Source organism: Methyloceanibacter sp. (assembly GCF_051306395.1).
In the GTDB taxonomy this organism is placed as follows: domain Bacteria; phylum Pseudomonadota; class Alphaproteobacteria; order Rhizobiales; family Methyloligellaceae; genus Methyloceanibacter.
Genome location: NZ_JBPPND010000155.1, coordinates 1 through 3,524, shown reverse-complemented (window position 1 = coordinate 3,524; position 3,524 = coordinate 1). Strand labels below are relative to the sequence as shown.

Here is a 3,524-nt window from a genome sequence, read left to right as displayed (position 1 = left end):
CTCGTAGAACAGCCTGCCCTGGTCCCGCCTCTGCCGACCCATCATCGCCCAGTCCTCCGTCGCCAACCCTCAGCAGACGGAATCACCGTTCGGCGCCACTCTCAACGCCTTTATCGACAGCATCGGTCAGAGAAAGACATCTCGACCGGTTAGGTTCATGCCCGCTTTGACCCAAAGCGGCTGCCCCATTGCCCGCCGAAGCTCGCTGCACTGCTCATCACGCGTCTACCGGGCGCTTTCTAAGGCCTGCGAGCGAGCCGGCATCCTCGTCACGGACAAGAACGGCAAGAAGGTCGGCGGCTATTACGGGAGCCACGCCATCGGCCGCCACGCCTTCGCCTCACGCCTCCTCGCCGACGGCAAGTCCGTCAAGTTCGTGGCCGAGGCCGGCGGTGGAAAAGCCCGCGCCTGGTGCTCGACACATATGGGCACCTCGAGCGCCAAGATGTCGACAAGGCGGTCGATGAAGTGGGGTATAGGTGGGGTAGTAAGCGAAAGGCTCTTAATAAAAGAGATAAAAAAACAAGACGTTAAGTCATGATAACCGCGTCATTGGTAATGACGAGGTCCTCAGTTCAATCCTGAGCGGCGGCACCAGCTCTTCCCAGTCGTGTTATGTTCCGAAGCGGCGAGGAGAGACGATGACCCACCGTAAAGCCATCATCCCCATATTGATCGCCGCGCTGCTGATCGGCGTGGCCGGGCCGGCCATGGCCAAGAAGCAAGGCTCGGAGCAGGTCTATGCGACGGAGCAGCAGGCCAAGAAGAAAGCGAAGCGCCAAGCGGGCGAAGACTGCATCCTCACGGCCCCGCCTTTCATGCGCAATCCGCGCTTCATGAACCGCGGCTTCTTCAAGAAGAAGTGCCGCGCTAAGAACGAGTAGTCGGCCGGAGGGCTTGACGCCGCCAAGTCCGACACAGGCCCCTAGGCGGCGCGCGGAAGGCGAGATCGCGGCGTAGCCCCCAGCCTAATGGGGCTCAACCATATGAGCCGATTTTGGCCGGATGCGCTCTTTCTTGCCACAAAGCTGGTGAAACTTCGGCGGGCCAACCGGCGTTTTGCTTTAACTAGCGGGGGGACAATCGCGGAGGACGGTGTCATGCCGAGCGATAAGTCCCAATACCGTGGCTATGAGATCAAGCTGCGGCAAGAGTGGTCGAACTGGTGCGCGAACGTTCATCCGACCCGGTCCGACCTGCCGATCCTCACCCAGTCTCCCTTGCTCACGCTGTCGCTGAGCCCGGAGGAGGCGCTGACCGCGGCCAAGCACAATATCGACAAAGCCTTGGGTGGGCTGGAGCAACAGAACGTCGCTTGAGCGGCTATTTGTAGAGCAGCGCGTAGCGTCACGTTCCGGGAAGGCCTTGCTCGCCCTCCCGAGCAAACACGACGTCGACCTCGCGGAGGAAGCCGGTCTTGTCGACCCAGCCCGGCATTATGTGCACCGGCTCGAAACCCAAGCCGCTCATAAGGGCGAGCATCTCGCCGAGCTCCGCCTGTCCGTCATAGCCCGGCTTCCAGGCCAGCTCCGTCTGCACTAGGACGATGCGGTCGAGGATGCCCGTGGCACCTTCTATCACGGGACGATCGAAGCCTTGCGTGTCAACCTTGAGGAAGATGCGTTTCGCGCGCGGCAACTCGCCCAGAAGCCCATCGAGCCTCCGCACCGAGACCGTCTCTTGCGCCACATAGGCGATCCCCGGCTCCACCGCCACGGTCCAGTCGCGGACCGGCAAGAGCGAACTGCTGTAGGAATTCGCGGAGATGTTGATCTCAGCCTCCCCATCCGCATCGCCGAGCGCTGCGTTGATGCAAGACCAGGCGTCGTCTTCGTCGCAATGGCGCTGCAACACAGCGAAGGCGATGCTCAGCGGCTCGAAGGAGACGATTTCTCCGCGAAATCCCCCGCTCCGCAAGCTCTGGGCAAATTGTCCCTTATTGGCTCCCACATCGAGGACCAAGTCTATGCCGCATGCTTCCATCTGTTGAAACAACCGCGCCATCGGCTGCGCGGCGGCGTGCCGGGTTCGCTCCTCGCGCAATTGGGTGGTGAGCCGCGCGCGCTCCTCTTGCAGCTGGGCGGTCAGCCCCGCGCGCTCCTCTTGCAGCTTGGCGGTCAGCCGCGTGCGCTCCTCTTCCAACTTGGCGGTCAGCCGCGCGCACTCCTCGCACAGTCGAGCACGATCTTCGTGCAGCCGCCTGATGGGCGGAACGAGCAATGCAAGACGTCTCAAATCCACCCGGCGACTCCGCGTCCTTTATTCCGGCGCCGCATCAGTACACCGAGCGCGGCATCTATCTTTTGAGCGGCTATTTGTAGAGCAGCGCGTAGGCGGCGTAGCACAGTGTCAACGCCAAGAGCGGCCTCAGCAGCCATTCCGGCGCCACGCCCGCCAGCCGCGTGCCGAACAGGATGCCGGGGATCGAGCCGCAAAGCAGCGCCAGCAAGACGCCGAAATCCACATGGCCGAGGCCGAGATGACCGGCGCCAGCCACGAGCGTGAGCGGCACCGCATGGGCGATGTCGGACCCGACGATGCGCTTGGCGGGCATCAGCGGAAACAGCATGGCGAGCACCACGACGCCGATGGCGCCGGCGCCGACCGAGGTCAGTGTCACGAGGAAGCCGAGCGCCGCGCCGAACACAACAGTCGCCGCCACGCGCGGCGGCGGACTGCCGTTCGCGTCGCCCGTGGCGTGGCCCCTAATAAGGATGGGATAGAGCACAATGGCCGCGGCGCTGACCGGCAGGGCGAAGGCCAAGCCATAGCGGATCCATTGCGCCATCTTCACGGTGTCGAACGGCACGTAGGCCATGACCGCGAGCAGGATGAGCGCGGCGGGAATGCTGCCTAGGGCGAGCCGCAGCACGATCGGCCACTCGACATTCTCGGCAAGGTGATGACGCCAACTGCCAACCGTCTTGGTCACCGCCGCATAGAGCAGGTCGGTGCCCACGGCGACCGCGGGCGCTACGCCGAACGTCGAGATCAGCAACGGCGTCATCAACGCACCGCCGCCCACCCCGGTCAGTCCGACGAGAAAGCCGACGCCAAAGCCAGCGCCAGCCAAAGGCAGCAGGGCCCACACCCCACTGAGGTCAGTCATCGATGAGGGCCTCCCCCTACGCTACCGGCGCGATCGCTGCCACTTAAGCCGTTATTATTGGTCAGTTTCGATCAGAACCGGAACCCCCGCCGAGCGTAGCAGAATTGCCACCTCGTGCGCACGCCGCTCGTATTCGGCCTTGTCTTCCGGGGATTCGCCGAGATCGGCGCAGAGCCCGGCGAGCCGGGCCCGGTCAAGAACGAGGACATTGTCGCCCACGGCGGCCGCACCCGTCTGCACCCAGGTAATCACACCGCCCGCCACGGTCGTGCCGTCGACGGCGTTGACCAGCACGAAATTGCCCGTGAGCGGCAGATCGCTGAACAGGTCGAGCGCGGTAGCCCGGCCGAGCAAAATGCGGCAATCGGCGATGTCGTTCATGCCGCAGGCATGGGCCGGGTTCGAGGCCTACGTA

The 3,524-nt window shown here is 63.8% G+C and carries 5 protein-coding genes and 1 pseudogene; 3 read left to right on the top strand and 3 right to left on the bottom strand.

Going from position 1 to position 3,524, the window contains the following annotated elements:
* Positions 1-157 precede the first annotated feature (157 nt).
* From ACSLE4_RS08055 to ACSLE4_RS08045, 3 genes are all read left to right on the top strand, one after another.
* Positions 158-541 carry a hypothetical protein gene (locus ACSLE4_RS08055; protein ID WP_435903951.1) on the top strand — a complete coding sequence of 128 codons (384 nt, stop codon included), beginning with the start codon at positions 158-160 and terminating at the stop codon, positions 539-541.
* 100 nt (positions 542-641) lie between these two features.
* Positions 642-884 carry a hypothetical protein gene (locus ACSLE4_RS08050; protein ID WP_435903950.1) on the top strand — a complete coding sequence of 81 codons (243 nt, stop codon included), beginning with the start codon at positions 642-644 and terminating at the stop codon, positions 882-884.
* A 216-nt stretch (positions 885-1,100) separates the two neighbouring features.
* Positions 1,101-1,319: a hypothetical protein gene (locus ACSLE4_RS08045; protein WP_435903949.1), complete on the top strand. Its 219-nt coding sequence runs from the start codon at positions 1,101-1,103 to the stop codon at positions 1,317-1,319.
* 28 nt (positions 1,320-1,347) lie between these two features.
* Here the strand turns inward: ACSLE4_RS08045 and ACSLE4_RS08040 are convergent, their stop codons facing one another.
* The 3 genes and pseudogenes from ACSLE4_RS08040 to ACSLE4_RS08030 all read right to left on the bottom strand — a co-directional run.
* Positions 1,348-2,220: an FkbM family methyltransferase gene (locus ACSLE4_RS08040; RefSeq protein ID WP_435903948.1), complete on the bottom strand. Its 873-nt coding sequence runs from the start codon at positions 2,218-2,220 to the stop codon at positions 1,348-1,350.
* Positions 2,221-2,311: 91 nt separating this feature from the next.
* On the bottom strand, positions 2,312-3,109 hold the full coding sequence (locus ACSLE4_RS08035; protein WP_435903947.1) for a sulfite exporter TauE/SafE family protein: 798 nt from the start codon (positions 3,107-3,109) through the stop codon (positions 2,312-2,314).
* Between the two features lie 54 nt (positions 3,110-3,163).
* A pseudogene (locus ACSLE4_RS08030) lies at positions 3,164-3,496 on the bottom strand (elongation factor 1-alpha C-terminal domain-related protein); the annotation flags it as partial.
* Between the last annotated feature and the right edge of the window lie 28 nt (positions 3,497-3,524).

Excerpts from the sequence above, each read along its gene's own strand:
- ACSLE4_RS08045 (WP_435903949.1), top strand. The coding sequence starts at position 1,101 with ATGCCGAGCGATAAGTCCCAATACCGTGGCTATGAGATCAAGCTGCGG.
- ACSLE4_RS08055 (WP_435903951.1), top strand. The coding sequence starts at position 158 with ATGCCCGCTTTGACCCAAAGCGGCTGCCCCATTGCCCGCCGAAGCTCG.
- ACSLE4_RS08050 (WP_435903950.1), top strand. The coding sequence starts at position 642 with ATGACCCACCGTAAAGCCATCATCCCCATATTGATCGCCGCGCTGCTG.
- ACSLE4_RS08035 (WP_435903947.1), bottom strand. The coding sequence starts at position 3,109 with ATGACTGACCTCAGTGGGGTGTGGGCCCTGCTGCCTTTGGCTGGCGCT.